This is a genomic window from Microbacterium hydrothermale, assembly GCF_004854025.1.
Classification (GTDB): domain Bacteria; phylum Actinomycetota; class Actinomycetes; order Actinomycetales; family Microbacteriaceae; genus Microbacterium; species Microbacterium hydrothermale.
Genome location: NZ_STGM01000002.1, coordinates 547,236 through 564,440 on the forward strand (window position 1 = coordinate 547,236; position 17,205 = coordinate 564,440).

General features: G+C 71.6%; 14 protein-coding genes. 7 read left to right on the top strand and 7 right to left on the bottom strand.

Features of this window, described 5'->3' with window-relative positions; all coding sequences use genetic code 11:
• Positions 1-8: 8 nt before the first annotated feature.
• Together FB047_RS06230 and FB047_RS06235 are read right to left on the bottom strand one after the other, a co-directional pair.
• The gene (locus FB047_RS06230) at positions 9-1,211 is read right to left on the bottom strand and encodes a lactonase family protein (protein WP_136586317.1); all 1,203 of its coding nucleotides are present in this window, start codon (positions 1,209-1,211) and stop codon (positions 9-11) included.
• Positions 1,211-2,497 (bottom strand): adenylosuccinate synthase, encoded by a 1,287-nt coding sequence (locus FB047_RS06235; RefSeq protein WP_136586318.1) that lies wholly within the window; start codon positions 2,495-2,497, stop codon positions 1,211-1,213. Before FB047_RS06235 ends, FB047_RS06230 begins: the two co-directional genes overlap by 1 nt.
• Positions 2,498-2,617: 120 nt before the next feature.
• Between FB047_RS06235 and FB047_RS06240 the strand changes: the two genes are divergently transcribed.
• From FB047_RS06240 to argG, 4 genes are all read left to right on the top strand, one after another.
• Complete coding sequence (locus FB047_RS06240) at positions 2,618-3,310, top strand: Pr6Pr family membrane protein (protein ID WP_136586319.1); 693 nt, start codon at positions 2,618-2,620, stop codon at positions 3,308-3,310.
• A 140-nt stretch (positions 3,311-3,450) separates the two neighbouring features.
• A complete protein-coding gene (locus FB047_RS17070) occupies positions 3,451-4,452 on the top strand; it encodes a glycoside hydrolase family 6 protein (RefSeq protein ID WP_205822690.1) in 1,002 nt (333 codons plus the stop codon).
• Between the two features lie 17 nt (positions 4,453-4,469).
• Positions 4,470-5,156, top strand: a complete 687-nt coding sequence (locus tag FB047_RS17075) for a peptidylprolyl isomerase (protein WP_205822699.1) — start codon at positions 4,470-4,472, stop codon at positions 5,154-5,156.
• Between the two features lie 80 nt (positions 5,157-5,236).
• Positions 5,237-6,679, top strand: coding sequence for an argininosuccinate synthase (gene argG / locus FB047_RS06250; protein ID WP_136586320.1), 1,443 nt, complete (start codon positions 5,237-5,239; stop codon positions 6,677-6,679).
• A gap of 68 nt (positions 6,680-6,747) precedes the next feature.
• Here the strand turns inward: argG and FB047_RS06255 are convergent, their stop codons facing one another.
• Positions 6,748-7,248, bottom strand: a complete 501-nt coding sequence (locus FB047_RS06255) for a hypothetical protein (protein ID WP_136586321.1) — start codon at positions 7,246-7,248, stop codon at positions 6,748-6,750.
• Between the two features lie 71 nt (positions 7,249-7,319).
• Here FB047_RS06255 and FB047_RS06260 point away from each other — a divergent pair, with 71 nt between their 5' ends.
• The 3 genes from FB047_RS06260 to FB047_RS06270 are packed head-to-tail and all read left to right on the top strand — an operon-like array spanning position 7,320 to position 10,470.
• Positions 7,320-7,928 (top strand): TetR/AcrR family transcriptional regulator, encoded by a 609-nt coding sequence (locus tag FB047_RS06260; protein ID WP_136586322.1) that lies wholly within the window; start codon positions 7,320-7,322, stop codon positions 7,926-7,928.
• The gene (locus tag FB047_RS06265) at positions 7,928-8,536 is read left to right on the top strand and encodes a hypothetical protein (protein WP_136586323.1); all 609 of its coding nucleotides are present in this window, start codon (positions 7,928-7,930) and stop codon (positions 8,534-8,536) included. Before FB047_RS06260 ends, FB047_RS06265 begins: the two co-directional genes overlap by 1 nt.
• Positions 8,533-10,470, top strand: coding sequence for a YhgE/Pip domain-containing protein (locus FB047_RS06270; RefSeq protein ID WP_136586324.1), 1,938 nt, complete (start codon positions 8,533-8,535; stop codon positions 10,468-10,470). The genes FB047_RS06265 and FB047_RS06270 overlap by 4 nt, the downstream gene beginning before the upstream one ends.
• A 251-nt stretch (positions 10,471-10,721) precedes the next feature.
• Here FB047_RS06270 and FB047_RS16870 read toward each other — a convergent pair whose 3' ends face one another.
• From FB047_RS16870 to FB047_RS06290, 4 genes are all read right to left on the bottom strand, one after another.
• Positions 10,722-12,035, bottom strand: a complete 1,314-nt coding sequence (locus tag FB047_RS16870; protein WP_167494167.1) for a hypothetical protein — start codon at positions 12,033-12,035, stop codon at positions 10,722-10,724.
• Between the two features lie 62 nt (positions 12,036-12,097).
• Entirely contained in the window at positions 12,098-12,724 is a 627-nt protein-coding gene (locus tag FB047_RS06280) for a hypothetical protein (protein WP_136586325.1), read from the bottom strand.
• Between the two features lie 57 nt (positions 12,725-12,781).
• Complete coding sequence (locus tag FB047_RS06285; RefSeq protein WP_136586326.1) at positions 12,782-15,664, bottom strand: hypothetical protein; 2,883 nt, start codon at positions 15,662-15,664, stop codon at positions 12,782-12,784.
• 171 nt (positions 15,665-15,835) lie between these two features.
• Positions 15,836-17,197 (bottom strand): ABC transporter substrate-binding protein, encoded by a 1,362-nt coding sequence (locus tag FB047_RS06290; RefSeq protein WP_136586327.1) that lies wholly within the window; start codon positions 17,195-17,197, stop codon positions 15,836-15,838.
• Positions 17,198-17,205: the final 8 nt, after the last annotated feature.

Consider the following 17,205-nt stretch of genomic DNA (forward strand, 5'->3'; position numbering starts at 1 on the left):
GGACCCGCTCAGCGCATCGCAAGCAGCCGCGTGGGCGACGCCGAGACGGTGCGGTGGCGCACGCGCCCCGGAACGCCGGTGCGCGCGTCGAGGGGCAGCGACACGATCTCGTCGGCGAGCTGACCCGCCACGAGCAGCGTGTCGTCGACCACCAGGTGGTGCCGCGGCCAGTGCGTGCCCGTCTCGGCGAGCGCGGTGAGCTGCAGCGTCTCTCCCGCGCCGCGCACCGAGAGCACGCCGACCGTGTCGCTCCCGCGCACGCCGGCGTACAGCGTCGATCCGTCGCGGCCCATGCTGAGCTCGGCGGCGGTGTCGGTGTCGAGGGTGCCGAGCAGGGGCTCGCCGGAGCGCACGTGCCAGCGTCCTTCACGGTCGGGAGCGAGCACGAAGACCTCGCGGCTCAGCTCGGTGACCACGTAGAAGTGCCCGGACGGATGCCACACGCCGTGCCGCGGGCCGCTGCCCTTCGGCAGCACCACCTCCTGCACCGCGCGCAGGCCCGCCGGGGTGCGACGCCACAGGCGCACGAGGTCGAGCCCCATGTCGGTCGTGGCGATCAGGCCGCCGGGCAGGAACGTCGCCTGGTGGGCCCGCGAGACCCGCGCGCCCGCGGCCGCCTCTTCGGACTCGGCGTCGGTCTCGGGCAGGTCGTCGTAGGCCGGGACGAGATGGGCGTAGTCCTCGCCCGCGGCCTCGCGCAGAGCCCGCGCGGCCGCCGCGAGGTCGGGGACGACCGCGCCCGACACCCGCGCACCCGTGCTCACCGTTCCCTCGTCGGGGGCCGCCCCGTAGGGGTCGGCGGCCTCGGCGGCGATCACGGGGCGCGAGGGCCGCCCCGCGGCATCCAGGTCCATGTGCACTACGCTCCCGTCGCCCCAGCAGCTCGCGACGAGGAACGACGCGTCGGGCGCCACGGCCACGTGGCACACCGCCGCTCCCGCCGCGATGGGGGCTCCGAGCGGGGTCAGGCGCGTGTCGGAGACGCGGCGGTAGGCCTGCACCGTCCCGTCGGACTCGAGCGCGGCGTACAGCAGATCGCCGCTCGCGGGGTGGGCTGCGAGCCACGACGCCGATCCCGGCGCCGCCACGGCCGTGCCGACCATGCCGAGGGGGCCGCCGGCCCCCGGGGCGTCGGCCTCTCCGGCCTGCAGGATGCCGATGCCCTCGGCGGAGCCGTCATCGCCGGCGTACGCGCCGACCCAGAGCCGCATCAGTCGATGAGGTCGTGCCGAACGATGACCTGGTCGCGGGCGGGGCCCACGCCGATGACCGAGATGCGGGTTCCACTCATCTTCTCGAGCGCGAGGACGTAGTCCTGCGCGTTCTGCGGCAGCTCGTCGAAGGTGCGCGCGGTGGAGATGTCTTCGCTCCAGCCCGGGTAGTACTCGAGGATGGGCTTCGCGTGGTGGAAGTCGGTCTGGTTGACCGGGAGGTCGTCGAACCGCTCGCCGTCGACGTCGTAAGCCACGCAGACGGGGATCTGCTCGAGGCCGCCGAGGATGTCGAGCTTGGTCAGCACGAGGTCGGTGATGCCGTTGATGCGCGTCGCGTAGCGCGTGATGGGCGCGTCGTACCAGCCCACGCGGCGCGGACGCCCCGTGGTGGTGCCGAACTCGAAGCCCCGCGAGCGCAGCCAGTCGCCGCTCTCGTCGAACAGCTCGGTCGGGAACGGGCCCGAGCCCACGCGCGTCGTGTACGCCTTGACGATCCCGACGATGCGGTCGAGGCGGTTGGGGCCCACCCCCGAACCCGTCGACGCGCCACCGGCGGTCGCCGACGACGAGGTGACGAACGGGTAGGTGCCGTGGTCGACATCGAGCATGGTGGCCTGGCCGCCCTCGAAGACGACCACATCGCCCGCGTCGAGCGCGTCGTTGAGCAGCAGCGAGGTGTCGGCGACCATCGGGCGCACGCGCTCGGCGTAGGCGAGCAGGTCCTCCACGATCTCGTCGGCCGTGATCGAGCGGCGGTTGAAGATCTTCACCAGCAGGTGGTTCTTCTGGTCGAGGGCGCCCTCGACCTTCTGCCGCAGGATGTTCTCGTCGAAGAGGTCTTGCACGCGGATGCCGACGCGGTTGATCTTGTCGGCGTAGGCCGGGCCGATGCCGCGACCGGTGGTGCCGATCATGCGCTTGCCGAGGAAGCGCTCCGTGACCTTGTCGAGCGTGCGGTGGTACTGCGTGATGATGTGCGCGTTCGCGCTGATCTTGAGACGGCTCGTGTCGAGACCGCGCGCGTTGAGCGCCTCGAGCTCGTTGAAGAGCACCTCGAGGTCGACCACGACGCCGTTGCCGATCACCGGGGTCACCCCGGGAGACAGGATGCCGCTGGGCAGGAGGTGCAGCGCGTACTTCTCGTCGCCGATGACGACGGTGTGGCCGGCGTTGTTGCCGCCGTTGAACTTCACCACCCAGTCGGTGCGCTCACCGAGCAGGTCGGTGGCCTTGCCCTTGCCTTCGTCGCCCCACTGGACGCCGACGATCACGATTCCGGGCATGAGTGCTCCTCGCATGTTGTCCGGCGGTACACCCCATCCTATCGAGCGGGCCCGACACGACCGCAGGGGCATGTGGCAACGACCCGCCCGCAGCCGCCTGCATCTCAGTAGCCTGACTCCATGCAGCGATCGCGTGGGTGGATCACCGGATGGAATGCGGTGCGACTGGCGGTCGCGGTGCTGATCCTCGCCGCGGTGATCGCCCAGTTCTCCTCGACCGTGGGAGAGGCGTTGACTCAGGGCCGGCACGTCCCGACGGTGGTCGCGAACTTCTTCAGCTTCTTCACGATCCTCTCCAACGTCTCGTCGGCCGTCGTCCTGCTCGTGCTCGGCGTGCGCTTCTTCGCGCGGGGCCGACGCCTCGAGGTCGATCCCCGCGGCCTCGCGACCGCGCTCGCCTTCGTGTCGACCTACATGATCGTCACCGGCGTCGTCTACAACCTGCTGCTGCGCGGGCTCCCGCTCCAGCCCGAGACGGTCGGATGGTCGAACGAGGTCATGCACGTGTGGGGTCCGCTGTTCCTGCTGCTCGACGTGGTGCTCGGGCCGCTGCGCCGCCGCCTCCCCTGGTCGGCGGCCTTCGCCGCGGCGATCTTCCCGATCGTCTGGATCGTCTACACGCTCGTGCGGGCACCCCTGATCACCAACCCGACGACCGGGGCGCCGTACTGGTACCCCTACCCGTTCCTCGACCCGAACACGGGCGGGTGGGGCAGCGTCGCCGTGTACATCGTGATCATCGCGGTCGCGATCATCGCCCTCGCCTTCGGCGTCGTCGCCCTCGGTCGCGCGCGCGGAGCGGCACCCCGCTGATCGGACGTCCGCCGGGCGATCCTCCCGCGGCCACGCTCCCGCGCGCGATCCCGCCCGGGTGATAATGGGCGCACCTCGGCGATCCCCCGCCCCCCGGCGGAGAAGGCGATCCCGCGCAGCGCTTGCGAGAGAGACCCCGGATGCCGTCACGCCGCCCGTCCTGGAAGACGGTGCTCGCCGCGGGCGCCGTCGCCCTGCTGATCTCCCCCGCAGCCCTGCTCTCCGCGACGCCCGCCTCGGCGGCCGGCGGCTCGTCGACGCTCCCCTCGGGGCCGAACCCCCTGGCATCCGGCCCCGCCCTCCCGACCTTCTCGGCGGCCGCGGAGGCGCAGAAGACCGCCGCGCGGGAGGGACGCACGGCGGTCGCGAAGACGCTCGGGATCATCGCCGCGCAGCCCACCGCGGTGTGGCTCGGCGAGTGGTACGACTCCTCGACGCTGGTGCGGGTGCTGCGGGCCGAGACGCAGGCCGCCGTCCGGCAGAAGAAGACCGCCGTCTTCGTGCTGTACGCGATCCCCGCCCGCGACTGCGGCCAGCACTCCGGCGGCGGACTCGACCCGGCGGGCTACGCCCGGTGGGTCGCCCTGATCGCGCAGACCCTGCGCGGGACGCCGTCCGTCGCGATCATCGAGCCCGACGCCCTCGCCATGCTCGGCGATTGCGCGGGTCAGGGCGATCGCGCCGGGCTCATCCGCGACGGCGTCCGCACCCTGGCCGCGGCGGGAGTGCCCGCCTACATCGACGCCGGGAACTCCGGGTGGATCGCGCCCGAGGTGATGGCGGCGCGGCTGCGGGACGCGGGGATCGCCGATGCGCGCGGCTTCGCGACGAACGTCTCGGGGTTCCGCACCACGGCCTCGGAGCGCACCTACGCCGAACGCGTGCGCTCCGCGCTGGGCGGCACCGCGCGCTACGTCATCGACACCTCGCGCAACGGCCGGGGCTGGACCGGGGAGTGGTGCAATCCCCCCGGGGCCGGTCTCGGCAGCACGCCGCGAGCGGTGTCGGGTGCGAGCGGTCTCGACGCGCTGCTGTGGATCAAACGGCCCGGCGAGAGCGACGGCGACTGCAACGGCGGTCCGGCAGCGGGGAGCTGGTTCGAGAAGGCCGCGCTCGACCTGGTCGCGCGCCGACAGACCTAGCCGCCTACGCTGGACCCGTGCGCACCCGCCTGATCACCGTCGCCCTGGCCGCCTCCGCTCTGCTGGTGCTCGCCGGGTGCTCCGGCGGCACCTCGACGGACAGCGCCCCCTCGGCGAGCGCTCCCTCGGCGAGCGCCGGCAGCGCCGGCAGCGCCGAGTGCGCGTACCCCGCCTCGGGACAGCCCGCGGTCGACGTCACCCCGCCTGCGGCCGGCACCGACCGTCCGACCGGCGACGTGCAGGCGGTGCTGAAGACCTCGGCGGGAGACATCCCGATCACCCTCACCGGCGAGCGCACGCCCTGCACCGTCGAGAGCTTCGTCTCGCTCGCGCAGCAGCAGTACTTCTCGAACACCGAATGCCACCGCCTCACCACCTCGGGCATCTTCGTGCTGCAGTGCGGCGACCCCACGGGCACCGGTCGCGGTGGTCCCGGCTACCGCTTCGCGGACGAGCTCGACGGGTCGGAGAAGTATCCGGCCGGGACGGTCGCGATGGCCAACGCCGGTCCGGGCACCAACGGGTCGCAGTTCTTCCTCGTCTACGAGGACACGCAGCTGCGGCCCGACTACACCGTGTTCGGTCGGATTTCGCCCGAAGGCCTCGCCGTCGTGCAGGGCATCGCCGCGGCCGGCGCCGAGGGCGGGGCCGCCGACGGCCGCCCGGCGACGCCCGTCACGATCACCGACGTCGTGATCGGCTGAGGCTCCTCCCCAGGCCCTTCGTCGGCCGCACCGCTCCCCCGAGTCGGGTTGCGGCATCCCTCCGCCCTAGAATCGAGGGCATGTCCAAGGTCTTGCAGTCCCTTCCCGTCGGCGAGCGCGTCGGCATCGCCTTCTCGGGTGGTCTCGACACCTCCGTGGCCGTCGCGTGGATGCGCGACAAGGGCGCCGTGCCCTGCACCTACACGGGCGACCTCGGTCAGTACGACGAAGACGACATCGCCTCGATCCCCGGTCGCGCGACGCAGTACGGCGCCGAGATCTCGCGCCTGGTCGACTGCAAGACCGCGCTCGTCGAAGAGGGCTTCGTCGCCCTCGCGTGCGGTGCCTTCCACATCCGCTCGGGCGGCCGCACCTACTTCAACACCACGCCGCTCGGCCGCGCCGTCACCGGCACCCTGCTCGTGCGCGCGATGAAAGAAGACGGCGTCGACATCTGGGGCGATGGCTCCACCTACAAGGGCAACGACATCGAGCGGTTCTACCGCTACGGCCTGCTCGCCAACCCCGCCCTGCGCATCTACAAGCCGTGGCTCGACGCCGACTTCGTCACCGAGCTCGGCGGGCGCAAAGAGATGAGCGAGTGGCTCGTCGCCCACGACTTCCCCTACCGCGACAGCGCCGAGAAGGCGTACTCGACGGATGCCAACATCTGGGGCGCCACGCACGAGGCCAAGACCCTCGAGCACCTCGACGTCTCGCTCGAGATCGTGGAGCCCATCATGGGCGTGCGCTTCTGGGACCCCGCCGTCGAGATCGAGACCGAAGACGTCACCGTCGCCTTCGAGGCCGGTCGCCCGGTCGCGATCAACGGCACGCGCTTCGACGACCCGGTCGCCCTGGTGCGCGAGGCGAACACGATCGGCGGACGCCACGGCCTCGGCATGAGCGACCAGATCGAGAACCGCATCATCGAGGCGAAGTCGCGCGGCATCTACGAGGCCCCGGGCATGGCCCTGCTGTTCCTCACGTACGAGCGCCTGGTCAACAGCATCCTGAACGAAGACACCCTCGCCACGTACCACGAGCAGGGTCGCCGCCTCGGCCGCCTCATGTACGAGGGCCGCTGGCTCGAGCCGCAGTCGCTCATGCTGCGCGAGTCGATCCAGAAGTGGGTCGGGTCGACCATCACGGGCTCGGTCACCGTGCGCCTGCGCCGCGGCGAGGACTACACGATCCTCGACACCGTGGCATCCGGGATGTCGTACTCGCCCGAGAAGCTGTCGATGGAGCGCGTCGGCGACGCCGCCTTCGGACCGGTCGACCGCATCGGCCAGCTGACCATGCGCAACCTCGACATCGCCGACTCGCGCGCCCGTCTCGAGCAGTACGCGGCCCAGGGCCTGATCGGCGGACCGACCGGCGAGCTCGTCGGCGACGTCGCCGTCGGTGGGGCGCGGGAGATCGTCGAGCCCGCCGCTCCCCTGAGCGCCGACGGCGAGCGCCTGGCCGAGGCGACGGATGCCGCGGGCGAGTCCGCCGCGTTCGACGCCGGCACCGACTGACGGAACGACCTCGACGAGAGCCCGCGGCATCCTGTGCCGCGGGCTCTCGTGCGTTTTCGACGCCCCGTCTAAAGGACGCCGCAGGCGCTGAAGACGGTGATCGAGACGATCCCCTCCGGCCCCTCCTGGGCTTGGAGGAGGTATGACCCGGCGTCATCGCGGATGAGCGTCCACGGCAGCTGCGCGATCACACTCCTGCCCGGTGTCATCTCCACGTCTCCCGGCGCTCCCGTCGTCACCGAGGCGGCACCGGCGTAGGAGTCCCGGAGGCCGGCGATCGTCGAGACGGGGTCGGTAGCCGCGAAGACGCGACCCCAGTGCCAACGACCGATGCCCGCTTCCTGACCCGCGCACTGCTCGACGTCGACGTCGACGGGTTGATCGAAGCGGATCTCACCGAACGCCGCGACCAGGTCGTCGCTGGTCTCACGAGCGTCGATGCGGACCGCGCTCATCGATTCCGTGAAGGTCTTCGTCGGGAGATCGGTCGGAGCATCCGCGGTGCACCCGGCGAGCCCCGTGGCGAGAAGGGAGGCGGCGAGGAGAGGGAGGAGGGGGGATCGACGCACCGCACGATCCTCGCAGAGACCTCCCCCGCTAAGTTGCACACACCTGTGCACTTTCGGAGTACACTCGACCTGTGAGCACCCCCACCCGCCGCGACGCCGTCGAGAACCGCGCCGGCATCCTCGACGCGGCCACCGCCGCCATCGGGCACGATCCCCGCGCCTCGATCGACACGATCGCCCGCCGCGCCGGCCTCTCGCGCCGTGCGCTCTACGGTCACTTCGACGACCGCAACGCGATCGTGCGCGAGGTCATCGCCGCGGGGGCCGCCCGCTTCAACGCGATCGCCGACGACGTCGACGACACCGACTCCCGCGTCGCTCTCGCGCGCCTGGCATCCGAGCTCTGGCGTGAAGCCGCTCACGTGCAGGCCGCCGCGGCCCTCGCCCTCGACGACGCGCACCTGCCCGAGACCTCGGCGGCCCTCGCCCCGCTGCGCCGCCGCATCGACGCGATCGTGCGGCGCGGGCAGGAGGCGGGAGAGCTGCGCACCGACCTGCCGGCACCGACCCTGGCCCGCCTGCTGGAGGAGACCGGTCGCATGGTCGTCTCGCGGGTGGATGCCGAGTCCTCGACGGCGCGCGCCATCGCGGTGTGCGCCGTGCTGGGCATGGCCGGGCTCTCGTGGACCGAGGCGCGCGAGATCCTCGCGCAGCACCCCGACCTGGAGGCGCAGGCCTGATGAAGATCGTCGTCGACGCCGTCGCCAAGGGCCGCAGCGCCCTTCCCGAGACCACGACCGCCTACGAGACGGGCACCGCGACCCTCGTCGTCGCGGAGACCGAGCAACGTCCCACGGTGCTGGGCCTGGTGGCATCCGGACGCATGAAGGTCGATGCCGGCACCGTCACGATCGACGGACGCACCGACCGCGGCGCGATCCGCCGCCGCGTGGCGCTCGTCGACGCCCCGATCGTGTCGGAGCCCGAACCGAACGTCACCGTCACCGGCGTCGTCGCCGAAGAACTCATGTTCGCCGGTCACTCACCGACGCCCTTCGCGGCCGCACGGTGGCTCGAGCAGATCGGACTCGACTCGATCGCGTCGCTTCCCGTGGGCAACATCGACCCCGCCGCGCGGGTGCGCCTGCTGCTCGAGCTCGCGGCGCTGCGCACCGGCGTCGAGGGCCTCGTGCTCGTCGCGCCCGACCGTCACGGCGGGGAACCCCTCGGGTGGTGGCGCATCGCCCGCGAGTTCGCCGAGCGCGGCTACGCCGTGCTCGTGATCGCCGGGCGCGCGTCGCGCACCGCGATCGACCTGCTCGACGACGCCGAGGAGACGACGCGATGAAGATCCCGCAGATGATCACGGCCGAACTGCGCCGTCTCACCTCGACGCGCATGTCGGTGCTGGCGCTGATCGCCCTGCTCGCGGTGCCGATCCTCTACGGCGGCCTGTACCTCTGGGCCAACCAGGACCCCTACGGCAACCTCTCGAGCGTCCCCGTCGCTCTCGTCGTCGACGACCAGGGCGCCGAGGTGAACGGCGAGCAGCGCAACCTCGGCGACGAGGCCGCCGAGCAGCTGCTCGACAGCGACACGTTCGAGTGGCACCGCGTGTCGGCCGATCAGGCCGACGCGGGGCTGCAGGCCGGCGACTTCGACTTCATCGTGACCCTGCCCGCCGACTTCACGGATGCCGTGGCCTCACTCTCGAGCGACACCCCCCGCCAGGCCGACATCGAACTGCGTACCAACGACGCCAACAACTACCTCGCCTCGACCATCGGCACGCAGGCGGTGGCGAAGATCCAGACCTCGGTCGCGCAGAAGGTGATCGACGAAGCCGGGGGGACCCTGCTCGACGCCCTGCACACCATCCGCGTGAAGCTCGTGGACGCCGCGAACGGGGCGACGCAGCTCGTCGACGGTCTCGCGACCGCGAAGGACGGATCCTCCCAGCTCGCCAGCGGGTCGGTCACCCTCGCCGACGGCTCCGCCCAGCTCGCCGACGGGACGTCCCAGCTCTCCTCGGGCGCGAGCCAGCTGCGCGACGGCACCGCGCAGCTGCGCGACGGCTCGGCGCGCGTGGCCGACGGCGCCGCGCAGGTCGCCGACGGCGTCGACCGCATCGACGCGGCCGCGCGACAGGTCGGCTCGATCGCCGGCGACGCCGCCGCGCAGCTCCCCCAGGCGCGCGCCGACATCGCCACGGCCCTCGCGAACGCCGGTCTCGATCAGGCGCGCATCAACGAGATCCTCACGCGCCTGGACCCCGTGGGAGAGCGCCTGTCGTCCGCGAACGACCGCGTGCAGAGCACCGTCGACCAGATCAACCAACTCGACGACGGCGCTCGGCAGGTCGCCGACGGCAGCGCGTCCGTCGCCTCGGGGGCCGCCACCGCCGCGAGCGGCGCCTCCGCCCTCGCCGACGGCGCCGCGACCGCGGCATCCGGAGCCGCGCAGCTGCGCGACGGCTCCGCCCAGCTGCGCGACGGCGCGGCGCAGCTCGACAGCGGCATCGGTCAGCTCTCCGACGGGGCGACGCAGCTGCGCGACGGCCTCGCCGCCGGCGTCGAGCAGATCCCCGACTCCGACGACGCCACACGCCAGGCGCAGGCGGCGGCCATCAGCGACCCCGTCGCGGTCGGCACGAGCTCGGTGACCAAGGCGCAGAACTACGGAGCGGGTCTCGCCCCCTTCTTCGCCGCCCTCGCCGGCTGGATCGGCATCTACGCGCTGTTCCTCATCGTCAAGCCCGTCTCCAAGCGCGCCATCACGGCTCTGCGCTCCCCCGTCCGCGTGACCCTCGCGGGCTGGCTGACGCCCGCGGGCCTCGGCGCCCTGCAGATGGTCGGGCTGTTCACGGTGCTCGCGATCGCGCTGCAGTTCTCGTTCGCGAATCCGTGGGCCGCCCTCGGCATCCTGCTCTTCGCCTCCGCGACCTACGCGGCGATCGTGCTCGCGCTGAACGTGTGGCTCGGCTCGGTGGGGCAGTTCCTCGGGCTCGTACTGATGGTGCTGCAGCTGGTCACCGCGGGCGGGACGTTCCCGTGGCAGACCCTTCCCGCTCCCCTGGCGGCGCTTCACCACGTGCTGCCCATGGGATACGTCGTGGATGCCATGCGGCAGGTCATGTACGGCGGAGACGTCTCGCGCGTCGGGCCCGACCTGCTCGTGCTCGGCGCGTGGATGGCCGGCGGCGTGCTGCTCGCGGCGATCGGCGTGACGCGCATGACGCATCACCGCACGCTGCGCGATCTGCAGCCGAGCCTGATCGGCTGATCCGGGCAGGCGGGTCCGCCCCCGGATGCCGCTGTCGCGGACGGCCGCGTCACGGACGGGCGGGCCCGCCCGCGGGGCGCGCCGGGTTCGGGCGGGCGCCGGGGGTCGGACCGTCGCGCGGCGTGCGCGCCGACGGCCGGGGCCGCGGGAACGGCCGACCGCCACCGTCGCACCGCGACCCGCGAGCGATCAGAGCGGGGATGTCGGGAGCGCGGCCGAGGACGGATCGGCATCCGCCCGACGACACGCCCTCACCCCCTGATCCGCAGGACGATCCCGGCGGCGACGATCCCGAGGCCCCCGACGATCAGGGCGGACGGCACCCCCGCCCCCGTCCGCGCGAGCGTCGAGTCGGAGTCGACGTCGGAACCGGTCGCCGGCGCGGGACGGAGCGTGGCGAACGGCGAGCTCGTCGGGCGTGGGGTGATGTCGACGTCGACGGTGGCCGAGGCCGCCGCCGGCGGCGCCGTAGCGAGCGGAACCCCGAGGCCCAGCACCACCACGAGCGCGAGCGCGGCGCCCGCCTGAACCGCTCGGCGCCCCTCGTCGCGCGCCTGCTCCAGTCGCCGCTCCCAGCGCTCTCGTCTGCGGCGGCGGTCTCGAAGGACCAGCACGGCCAGCCCCGCAGCCGCCAGCAGCACGCCGAGCTGACTCCACGGCGGGGTGCCCACCGTCGCCTCCGCCGTGGCGGAGGCCGTCTCGCCGGCATCGGTCACCCCCGTCGCCGAGGTGCGGACGCCGGCCGTGGTCGCGAAAGTCGGCCACACATCGTCGATGACGGTCGTGGTCCGGCGCACGTCGCCGGGTGCCAGTTCCGGCAGCCCCTGCGGGAGCGCCGACCGAGCTGCGACGCCGAGGGGCCCCGCGGCGGTCACCGCCTCCTGCGCGACCAGGCGTGTGTTCCCGGTGTTCGTCGTGGTGACCACGACGGTGAGACGTCCGGGCAGGAAAGGGTTCCACGAGGGGGCGTAATCCGCGCTCACGGTGGAGGCCACGGCGGGCGCGAGCTCGCCGGTGACGCGGGTCATGACGCGGAACCCGATCCGCGACTCCACGGCGACGCCGTCGCGTTCGGAGTACACGCCCGCCGCGACACCAGCCAGGTGGTCGCCGGGCGTCGCCTGGGCCGGCACCGCGACGACGAAGGGCACGACGGCACTCGCGCCCGGCTCGATCGTGACGGAGTCGGCGAGGGTGATCCAGGTTCCGGCATCCGCGGAGGCCTGGCCGGCCGGCAGCATGGAGAACCGACCCTCCTCGGTGAAGTACCCGTCGGCGGCCGACAGCGCGAACGTCGCCGTCCGGCTCCCGCGGTTGGTGACGCGCATGTACGCCTCGACGCGCTGCCCCGCGTCGAGGGTCAGCTCTATCCACGAGCGCCCGTCGGGCGCGCCGTCCTCGCCCGCGGGCTCGACAGACCAGCTGACGGCGCCGCTCGCGGCGGGAACGGGGGTCGCGGCAGTTGACGACACCGCGGGGGTGGCGGCCTCGGTGGAGGCCGCGGGCGTCAGGAGGGCGGCGGCGAGCGCCACCACCGCGGCCATCCTCGTGAGGGAGGTGCGCATCAGCGGAGTCCTCCGCGCGACGGCGCGCCCGTGCGCGGGAACGAGCGCGCCGCCGAGGCGGGTCATTCGAACAGGGAGAGGGTGATGACCGAGGAGTACGCGCCCGCCGGAACGGTGGACTCGACCTTCAAGGTGAGGTCCGCCGTCGCGGTCGAGGTCACGCCGCCGTCGGGCAGGGACTGCGGATCGCCGAGCGCGAGCAGCTCCTTGTCGACGAGCCCGCGGTTCGTCGCCGCCTCGTCGCCGGTGTTCTCGTCGAGGGACGTTCCCACGTCCCCGCCGATCGAGACGGTGTCGGCGTCGCCCGTGATCAGCTTGGGCCTCCAGCCGAGGTGATCGGCGCCGATGCTCGCTCCGCCGGCGCCCGTGAAGACGCTCGCGCTGCCGAGCACGTACCACCCGGAGCTCGTGGCCAGCTGCGCCGGGTCGCGCGTATCGGTGACGGTCACCTGGGGTAGCGAGCCGGTGAAACGACGCACCGTGTCGGTCGACCCGTCCTCCACGAGGTTCGCACGGCCGGGCGCGACGGTCATGACGAGCACTCCCGGGGTGGTGACGCGGGCGATGTCGACGTCGACGCCGACGTCGCTGCTCCCGCCTGGTTCGACGGCCGCGGCGATGGCCGATCCGCCGCAGACGAGCAAGGTTGCCGTCAGCGCGCCGACGCCGACAGCGAGGTGAATCCTCATGGACGTGTCCCTTCGAGTGGGTGAGGAGTGGGGGCGGCTGCCCGCCCCCACTCGGTGTCAGTTCTGGGCGTTGTACGGGGCGACGATCTTCTGGGTGGTCGGTCCCCCGTTGACGGTTCCGCTCAGCGTGACGGTCGCCTGCCCCGCGGGGATCGACGACTTCGTCGTGTTGATCGAGACGCTGACCTTCTTGCCGGGCTGCACACCGGTGAAGGTCTTGCTCCCGTACGCGGTCGCGATCGCGACGTCCGTCACCACCGACGAGGTGTTCGTGACGTCCACCGTGATGTAGACCTTGCCCGCGAGCTTCCGGGTGGATGCCGTGGCATCCGCCGTCAGGACCGCGTCGGCCGCGTTGGTGGTCTTGGTCACCAGGGGCGAGATCGCGAGCCAGTCGATGTTCGGGGCGTTGCCGGTGGTGTTGCCCAGTCGTAGCGAACCACTCGCGGTGCTCAGATCGAGCGGCACCGTGTGCGTCCAGAATCCGTTCCACGAGTAGTTGTTGCGGAATGCGCCGCGGGTGGTCGTGCCCCCGTCCTCGGTCACCTCGAGGAAGCGCGTGATGACGTCGGTGTTGTAGGCGTGACCGGTGTTCTTCTCGGCGTTCGAGTAGCGCACCGACAGGTCGTACTGCCCCGCTCCGAGGCCGCTGGGGCGGGCGAGGGTGGCGTAGTTGTCGGCACCACCGCCGAGCCAGCCGAACTGCTTGCCCGAGACGTTGGTGGGTGCTCCCGGGGTCTCCAGGCGCGCCGTGCCGTGCAGGGCGATGCGCGAGGAATCCTCGCCCTCGACGCGCACCGTGGCCGCGTCGCCGTCCGCGGCCCGGGTGACCGTGATCGACTGCACGGCCGCTCCCTCGGCCGAGGCCAGTCGCAGCTCGCTGATGCCCTCGGCGAGGTGCACCCGCGCCGTCGACGTCCAGGTGCCCGCCTTGTCGGCGCCGAGCCCGACGACCGTGCGGTCGTTCAGACGCAGGCCGAGACCCGCGGCTCCGGTCGTGGAGTAGCGCACGGCGACGTCGTAGTAGCCCGTCTCCCGCGCGGAGGCGAAGAACGTGGCGCTCTTGTCACCGCTCAGCACCGCCGCGCCCTTGCCGTAATCCAATGGCGCGTCGGTGCGCGAGAGCACGGCCGGGTAGGTCGTCGTCTCGGCGCCGGCGATGCGCGTGAGGTCGAAGCGGTCGAGCGAGATGTCCGAGCCGGGGAGCAGCGTCGACCCGTCGGCGCTCATACGCACGGACAGCTGGTGACTGCCCTGCGTGAGCGAGACGAGCGTTTCGCCGCGACCGCGGTAGCTCCAGTCGAAGCCCGCCTCGTAGTCGATGGTGGCGGCCTTCGTGCCGTCGACGAACAGCGCGTGCGATCCCGGCCCGATCTTGCTGCCGTTGACGCCCGCGATCGCCCCGAAGCGGTAGGTGCCGGTCGTGGGCACGTCGACCGTCCAGGTCAGCGACGACGTCGCCTTGTTGGTCGACCCGACATCACGACCTCCGGATGCCGAGAAGGTCCAGTCCGCGGCCGGATCCTGGGTGTACGCCGTCACGTCCTTCAGCGCCGTGTTCTCGGCCTCGATGCTCGTCGACCACGTCGAATCCACGACGGGGGCCGTGGGCAGGGCCGGCGTGATGACGGCCTGGTAGGCGTCGAGACGGTTGGAGCTCGGCACATCGATCTGGATGGTGCCGCCGACAGCCACCCTCTTGGTCACGACGACGGGCGGTGCCTGGGCCTCGCCTTCCTGACCCGACCACTCCGCCTCGCGCACCTGCACGTCGACGGTGCTGCCGAAGACGGCCGGGTCGAGGCCGGACAGGTCGAGGCGCGTGGCGTTGTTCGTGCCGCCGAACAGCACGGTGGCCTGCTTCTTCGCGGTGTCGACCGCGCCGATGCCCTGCAGGGTGTCGGGCGCGTTGAGGGCGGGCGGGGTGACCGAGACGGTCTGGCCGGAGAGGTCGCCGTACCACTTGAGGAGCCACCACGCGCCGTTGGCGCTGTTGTTCTTGGCCATGTTGTCGTTGAGGTTGCCGGCGTAGGTCCAATACGCCGTCTGCGCGTCGACCTTCTCGTCCTCGAACATCGCCAACCACTGCACGAGGTTGCCGGGCACCGACATGTCGCGGCGCATCGCGTACTCGGTGATGTTGACCGGGCGAGCCGCGATGCCGAGGTCGCTCTCGATCTTGCGGTAGTCGGCGAGGTGCTGACGGAAATATTGCAGGCTGCTGCGGCTGAGCTCGTGCCACGTGAACATGTCAGGCAGCACGCCGTTGGCCTTCGCGTAGCTGAGGAAGTCGCGCGTGCGATCGGGCTGCCAACGGGTGTCGCCGTTGCCGGCGATCTTCGCGTCGGGGTAAACCTCCTTGATGGCCTGGTAGACGGCCTTCCAATCCTGGAGGTAGGTGTCCTTCATGGCCCCCCAGTCGCCGTACCAGTTGCCTCCGTCGGGCTCGTTGAACGGCGTGAAGACGTACTTCTCGGGGTGGTCGGATTCGTCGACGACGCTCTTGACCACCTTGCGCACGATGTCGAGGTAGGTGGAGAAGTCGGACGGCCGTTTGCCGCCGTTGTACGCCCAGTCGGGGTAGTAGTCCTGGATGTTGGTCATCAAGTACTGGCCGCCGTTGTCGAAGAACGAGTCCTCGACCTGGAGCGGGTCGCCGTTGGGGTGCTGCGCCCCGTGCGGGGCCTTCTGCGTGACGTTCTTGGGGCTCGCGCCGGCGAGGATCGGGTCGGTGGGCACGCCGTCGTCCGACAGGCCGTAGAGCATGCCCGATGCGCCGCCCTTGACGGCACCGTCGGTCTTGCTGAAGTCGACGCCGATGACGTCGACGGTTGCGGCGTTCGCCGGTGCGGCGGCTCCGACGGCGAGGCCGGAGATCACCAGCGCGGAGAGCGCCGTGCAGGCGGTCGCTCGCGCGAGGTTCAGGCGGGGGCGGGTCACGTGTACTCCTTCGTACGGTGGGGCGGGATCCTGCGGTGGGACGGCGCGACAGCGCGCCGGGAGGGGAAGAGGGGCGAATGGATGCCGGGTCTCGGGCGTGACGCTCACGACGCGTCACGGTGAGGTGTGGCCCGGGGCGCCCGCTGCGGAACGGGCACCCCGGGTGTCGAGTCACTTGAAGAGGGCGTCGACCTGATCGTTCGCGGTCTTCAGTGCGCCGGCGTCGGACGCGCCCTTGAGGTAGGACTCGATGGCGGCCTTCATGGTGTCGTTCACGTCCGACCAGTGGTCGGCGATGGGCAGCAGCTTGGTGGTGCCGTCGGTCACCTGCTCGGTGAACCCGGTGACGTCCCAGCCCTTGGCCTTGAACGCGGCCTCCGCCTTGGCGGTGGAGGACTTCACCGCCGGGAAGACGACGGCGGCATCGCCGATGACGTCCTGGCAGTCGGCGGAAGCGAGGTATTTGACCCACTGCCATGCGGCATCCTGGTTCTTGCTTCCGGCCCAGATGCCGTCGGAGAGACCGTTGAACAGGCTGGCGCGCTCACCGCTCGGGCCCACCGGGGTGGGGGCGACCTTCGTGGCGACCTTGTCCTGACCGAGGTACGAGCCGTTCATCCAGCTGCCGTCGGTGACGAGGGCGTAGCGACCGGCGAGGTAACCGTTGAGCGGGTCCTGCTCCGACAGGGCGATGTCGACGCTGGGCATGTAGCCCTTGTCGATCAGGCCCTTGTACCAGGCGAGGGTGTCGGTGAAGGCCTTGTCGCCGAAGTTCCACGAGCTGGTCCACGGCGTCTTGTCGCCGTAGTACCAGTCGTTGCCGAGGGCGTAGGGCGACCACGTCTGCTGGCCGCTCGCGTTCAGGCCGTTGCCGCTGAGCGCGAGGCCGTACACCGCCACCTTCGACTTGTCGAAGCCGGCCTCGTCGCCGCGCACGCCGTTCTGGTCGACCGTGAGGTGGGCGACGAGCTTCTCGAACGAGCCGCCGTCGGCGGTGTTCCACGCGAGATCCGACAGCTGGTCGGCCGTGTAGCCGGCATCCGTCACCATCTTCTCGTTGTAGAACGTCGCCACGGTGTCGAAGTCCTTCGGCAGGCCGTAGCGACCCCCCTCCTGCGTGGTCCACAGGTCGGCGAGGCCGTCCTGGTAGATGCCGAGATCGACGCCGTCCTTCTCGACGCGGTCGGAGATGTCGAGAAGCTGCCCCTGGGACACGAACTCGGGGTAGTACGACAGGTGGTCGGCGAAGACGTCCGGAGCGGTGCCCGAGGCGAAGCCGGTGGTCAGGCCCTGCCAGTAGTCCGACCAGCCGAACTGCTCGATCTTCACCGTGACGCCCGACGACTTCTGGAAATCGTCCGCGCACTGCTGGTAGGCGGGCTGCTGGTTGCTGTCCCAGAGCCAGTAGGTGATGGTGCTGCCGCCGGAGGCCCCGGGGCCCCCGGCCGAGGAGCACCCGGCGAGGATGACGGGGACGGCCGCGGCGACGACGGCGACCGCGACGGTGCGGCGCGCGCGTGAGGTGGTGCGCATGGGAGTGC